We start from the raw sequence: 6,138 nt of genomic DNA on the forward strand, positions 1-6,138 counted from the left end.
CTAGCATTACAGATGAACGACTTCGTAGAGCAGCTGTCCTCAGCTGCTCAGAACCCTCTAACCAATGTTTCTTCCGACCAATAGACTAGCATTACAGGTGAACGACTTCGTAGAGCAGCTGTCCTCAGCTGCTCAGAACCCTCTAACCAATGTTTCTTCCGACCAATAGACTAGCGTTACAGGTGAACGACTTCGTAGAGCAGCTGTCCTCAGCTGCTCAGAACCCTCTAACCAATGTTTCTTCCGACCAATAGACTAGCGTTACAGGTGAACGACTTGCCGGGTGCTGAGCGGCTGAGGACAGCCGCTCTACGTTTCTTCCGACCAATAGACTAGCGTTACAGGTGAACGACTTGACGGGTGCTGAGCGGCTGGGGACAGTCGCTCTACGTTTCGTCCGACCAATAGACTAGCGTTACAGGTGAACGACTTGCCGGGTGCTGAGCGGCTGGGGACAGTCGCTCTACGTTTCGTCCGACCAATAGACTAGCGTTACAGGTGAACGACTTGCCGGGTGCTGAGCGGCTGGGGACAGCCGCTCTACTCTGAAGCCATACACTGTTTCAATTCGTCCATAAACAGCGGAATCTCGAGATACCTGGTTTGGGCGTAGTTGGCATTTAGAACTTTCTTCTCGGCTGACTTGCGCTCTTCGCGCTGCAGCCAGGCAGTGGCCTGGGCGGCATCTGTGACGGTTGGTTTCTTGCCTTGGATGACACGGGTTACATCTTTGAATTCTTGCATGGCCGCTTGAGTTAGCGCCGACGCTGCATCGCGCTGGCGCAGTCGAGCGCGACTCAACTCCAGCAGCAGCCAATCAAACGGTGCACTGGCTGCCCGGTCTTGTTTCAATGACTCGCTGGCTGCCTGAATCGCCTCGTCATATTTGCCTGCTCGATAGTGCACCAGGGCTAACGTGTTGCGGTACATGGGTTTCTTTTGTCGCTCAATCGCCTGGCTCAGCCGTTCGGTCAAGCGTTCCCAGGGCGCATCGAAGTGCGTACTTAGACACACTGTCCATGCAATGGAGTTGATATGGTCATCGGTCGTCGAAGCCTCATCCAACTTCGCGCATAACAACTTGCACTGCTGCACATACTCGTCAATCTTCTGGAGCTTCAACTTAACGCGCGTTAGCGTACAGCGTTCCGAGATGCCGTCCGATTCTGCCAGGTAGCTTTGGATGTCTGCCTCGGCTTCTGGCCAGCGATTGTCGTTGAGGTTGTACAGGCCGCGTCGATAAAGGTACGCGCGCTCGCCGAGTTCTGACAAAGCCGTGGCGTGGAAACGCGCCGCCCGCCACTGCTGCTGCCGTACGGCCACGGCAACTTGCGTCTGGTGCCACTTCTTTAGCTCGGTAGCCCGTTCTTCCGGCGTCTTTTGCCCCAGTTTGGCGCTCACTCGATCGTTGCCCCAACTGGCAAGCTCATTGCTGCGCGAGCGCAAAATGTGTTTGCCATCGCGACCAAAGAGGACCACGCCATCGTTGCCCTTTTCGGTATTGAGCAAATGAACTTCACAACCTAACGCGACATCAAACAGTCGAACAGTTTCATCATCACTAATCGATACGACGCGTTGATTGTCGGGACTGAACGAGAATCCACTGATGCTGGCCAAGTGCCCTGTCATCCGCGAGACCGGCTGAACCGCCTGCCCCTTGATCAGGTCAGCTGTCTGAAATAGATGAATTGTGGGCTTGTATTGACCGTCCAGTTCATCATCAAAGGCTACGCCCAAAAGTTCTCCATCATGGCTGAAACGCACATGGCGTATGTTCGTCATAGGCGTCAAGCTGACTACGGCTTGACTAGTCTGGTAATTCCACAGCCGCAATTGCTGATCTCCACCACTGGTCGCAACTAGCGGCTGGTGCGGATGGAAGTCCGCCATCGACAAGTTGCGAGTCAACGAAGTTTGTCGGATGAGCTTTCCGTCATCGGTATCCCACTGGCAGATATTACCGGCGGCATCAATCGAGATGGCGTTGGTCGAGTTGGCGGCCGCGGTTATGTCCAATATCTGGGCGCCATGCTGGTTGAAAGTGCAAGCTGGTTTCTTGCCGTCTTTCCGCCACACTTGAGCAGCGTTGTCCGATAAGCCCACGAGCAGCGATTTCCCGTCAGCTGTGTAATCCAGGCAGGTGGCCACACTGGGTAGCTTGATCGTGCGAATCGATTTCAGGGACGCGGGCTGCCGAATCTCAATGCGCGGATCGCCTAAACTTCGCGAACCACGTGCGGGGTTCTCTTGGACGATCAAGGAGAATTCATCTTTTGTGGGACTCCAGACCATAGCCCCCACTCGACCTGGAAGCGCGATTCTCGTCGGATAGTGATCGCTTTCCGTAATATCCCACAGCATGGCTCGACCATCATGTCCGCAGGTCAGCAGACGAGTACCCGAGCCATCAAAGGCCATATCGCGCACATGCCCCAGATGACATCGCAGTTGACGTATTAACCTGCCGGAGGTGGCATCGCGAATTTCCACTCCCTTCCCAAAGATGGTTGATACTTGCAGTAGTCCATCAGGTGAGTACACGGTATAAGGAACCGCACCCACGGAATCGCGGTGCAGCGATTGCAATTGACCACTTCCGAGTTGAAACCATTCGCGGTTTCCCAGGTAGCTGCCCACCATTACGTGTTGGCCATCGGGCAGTAACTTCACTTGACGAAGATCGCCCAATTCACTCTTGAAGTAGGTCGGTTCGGGCTCACCTAAATTCCAAATGGCCAAATCCCCGCCACGTGAGGTTGCGGCCATCCGCCCCGCAGTAAAGTCAAAGTTCAAATCCAGAATCATTTGACTTAACTGACTTCGATCGCGGCCTCGATACGTTCTGAGTAACTTGCCGTCAGCCACCGAGTGCTCTGACACGGAACCTTGACTGGAACCGATGAAAAACGATTGACCATCTTGATGAAACCTGGCGATCAAGGCATTCACTTTGGCGAAGCGATATCGAGGTTTGCCGGTCTCCAAGTCCCACAGGATTACGCCTCCATATTCTGCATCTTCCTGACTGTTCCAAGCCATGGCCGCCGATAGTAGCAGCCGGCCATCGGGGCTGAAACTGACGTCATGCACGCCACAATTGGGATGACCTCGCAGCGTGTACTTGAGAGTCTGATCCTGGAGATCCCACACATGAATTTCCTGTGGCGCATCAAAACCCCAACGTCCATATCCGGTGGCTACGAAACGACCGTCGCGGGAGAGGTCGGTCGTTTGAGCCGCTTGCGCGTAGCGCGGTGACTGCCAGAGAGCCTGATCACATAGTCCGTTCAGATAGTGCCATTCCCAGTGACGAAAGGCCGGATCGCAGGCGTCCAGCAACTGCTTGCAGCCATCGACGTTAAAGGCTTCGTACTCGCGTTGGGCGTGTTGCAGCTCTCGATCCGCGCTCAAACGCTCAGCTCGTGCACGCTGTCGAGATTCAGCCAGCTGACTAGCGCTGGCTCGCCACCACAGCCCCGTCATGCTGATCGACGAACACAACAAGGCTAGAATCAACGTCGCCAGGCTGGGATGCCTGCGAGTCCATTTCCATGTGCGTTCCATCGCGCCCGTCGGTCGAGCCGCGATTGGTTTGTTCAGCAAGTAACACTGGAGATCAGCTGACAAATGTTCGGCAGTCTCATAGCGCGCGTGCGCTTCTTTGCGCAAACACTTCAGGCAAATGGTTTCTAAGTCTCTCGGCAGGCGGCTATCGAGTCGCCGCAGTGGGGTTGGGTCCTCTTGGCGAACCTGACGCAGCGTTTCCAGAGCACTGGCCGCGTGAAACGGAGGCCTGCCGATGAGCAGCGTATAAAGAATCGCGCCCAGCGAGTAAACATCGCTGACCGGCCCGACCCGTTCTTGATCGGTGATTTGTTCCGGAGCCATGTAGCTGGGAGTACCTAACATGGCACCCGATTGCGTCTGCTGTGTTGTCGCTTGCGAGAACCTCGCCAATCCAAAGTCTGCGATCTTGGGCTCATACTGAGAACACAAATCGCCCGCAGGCTCGGGATGGTTGCTCGGTGCCAAGAGAATATTGGTGGGCTTCAAGTCGCGATGAATTATGCCTTGCGTATGCGCGTAGTGTATTGCCCGCGCTAAGGTCGACACCAACCTGGCGGCCACATGTGGCTCCAACGGCCGCTCAGCGATCGCCTCAGCCAGGTTGGGACCCGGCACCAGCTCCATCGAAAAGTACGGCACGCCATCGTTCTCACCGATGCTGTAGATTTGTACGATGTTCGGATGCTGCAGTTGAGCCGACAGGGCGGCCTCGGCTTGAAAGCGTGCTCTCAGCGACGGATGAAAGCTGGATGCGATATTGATGGTCTTGATGGCGACCAATCGATTTAGCGAGCGTTGCAGAGCGCGATAAACCAAGCCCATGCCGCCTTGGCCAATCTTCTCCAGGATCTGAAAATCATCAAATCCCTCATCCACAGGCAACAGGGCGGGCCTGCGTATCTCCCGATTGGGCTGCGTAGCGCGGCTAGAGAGATCCCCATCCTGTACGGACTGCCACCGCGGGGTATCGGCCGAGGCATTTACAACTGTGATCTCGTTCCTGGCACTTCCCCGCGACCAGTGGACAGCTGCGTCGACCTCCATCAACATACGAATGTCTTCTGCCAGCTCCGGAAATCGCTGGCACAGCGAATCGCCATCGACTGGCTGTGACGCCTCGTAACGCAGCACGAATTCGAGGTAAATTAGCTCCAACTGCGCATCGCGATCGCTGGCCAACTTGGGGTAAAGTTGCAGAACCGTCTCGACCGCCAGCGTCTGCCCTTGCTTGATCAAACGCTGAAGTTCTTCACAAGCTGCTGGTAAATCAGCCCGATTGGGATCATTGGGATTTTGGAAAGTGGGCGCAGGCATGTAGAATACAGCGGAAACGTTGTGCGAAGATCGACCCTAGACACACACGCGCATGGTAGTCAAAATCTTGGATCAGGTCGACTGAATTCAACCTACAAACTTTTGCCAGTTCGCGGCCAACCCTAGTCTTTAATGATGAATCCCGTCGACAATCGGTATAGCTTTCATGGATCGCCCCTCCTCCAGTGAAACCGTTGAAACCAGCGATGAGCAATTTGCACATCTCATGGCCCGCGCCACCTCGGGCGATTTGGATGCCCAAACCAACATCTGCGAACAATACGAACGTCAGGTTCGCATCGTAGCCCGCGTGCTGCTGGGTTCGGCACTTCGACCCCACTTGGACTCGATGGACTTGATGCAGTCGGTCCACAAAAGCCTGCTGATGGGACTGCGCGACAAACGCTTCGACATATCCAGCCCCGAAAAGCTGATCGCGTTAGCGTGCACTATTGTACGCCGCAAAGTGGCACGCAAGTGGCGCACGCATCGTCGACAAGTCATGCTCGATAGCCACGCAACGACCCACGATACGCTAGAAGCTACGCTGCATACGCTATCTTCCGGCGGAACAACACCCATGGAACGAGCCGCACTGGTCGAGTCGATCCAGTCGCTGTGCGAAGGGCTATCGGAGATCGAGCGCGTTATGGTCCAGCGTCGTATGGAAGGTTTTACTACTGGCGAAGTTGCCACCGAACTGAACATCCATCCCGTGGCCATCCGTGTTCGCTGGATGCGCCTCAAACAACGCCTCCAAGCCGCCGGGGTAGTATCGGATTGGTTGTAGACACCTACTCGTACTCGCAACCGTTTCGAGGAGGAGGAGTAGGAGTCCAGGCGTGGCGCAGGCTTTTGGCCTGCATATAGGTGACCTGTAGCCGAAGTCGCCAGACTTTGGATGCGTCACCGATCGATTTCCAACCTCTGGCGAGATCATGCCGTGCCCTTGGGTGGCACGGGCTATGCGCAGCATTGCCAGTGCTCAAAACGAAGCACTTGATATTCAGTCTGCGGTTGTATCAACTAAGGAAATCGAAGTTTGTGAGCAACCAACGGTGGTTCATTCCCCAATGGCAAACCGGTCACAGTAGCGTCCCCTCAGAGGTGCGAGCACAACTTCGCTTACATTGGCTGCCGAGCAGGCTCGCCAACCGCCCCACTTCGTTCCATGCACTGGCAATGCTGCGCATAGCCAGTGCCACCCAGTACCTTTAACGCATCGGTGACGCGTCCAAAGTCTGGCGACTTCGG

At 55.5% G+C, this 6,138-nt stretch carries 2 protein-coding genes; one reads left to right on the plus strand and one right to left on the minus strand.

Annotated elements, in window-relative coordinates; genetic code table 11:
* Window positions 1-540: 540 nt before the first annotated feature.
* Window positions 541-4,884: a protein kinase domain-containing protein gene (locus SH573x_RS15960; protein WP_479356632.1), complete on the minus strand. Its 4,344-nt coding sequence runs from the start codon at window positions 4,882-4,884 to the stop codon at window positions 541-543.
* 166 nt (window positions 4,885-5,050) lie between these two features.
* On the opposite strand from SH573x_RS15960, the gene SH573x_RS15965 reads away from it, so the two are divergent.
* Entirely contained in the window at window positions 5,051-5,674 is a 624-nt protein-coding gene (locus SH573x_RS15965; RefSeq protein ID WP_479356634.1) for an RNA polymerase sigma factor, read from the plus strand.
* The last annotated feature ends 464 nt before the right edge of the window (window positions 5,675-6,138 follow it).

It is taken from the genome of Rania fehmarnensis (assembly GCF_056494185.1).

Excerpts from the sequence above, each read along its gene's own strand:
- SH573x_RS15960 (WP_479356632.1), bottom strand. The coding sequence starts at position 4,884 with ATGCCTGCGCCCACTTTCCAAAATCCCAATGATCCCAATCGGGCTGAT.
- SH573x_RS15965 (WP_479356634.1), top strand. The coding sequence starts at position 5,051 with ATGGATCGCCCCTCCTCCAGTGAAACCGTTGAAACCAGCGATGAGCAA.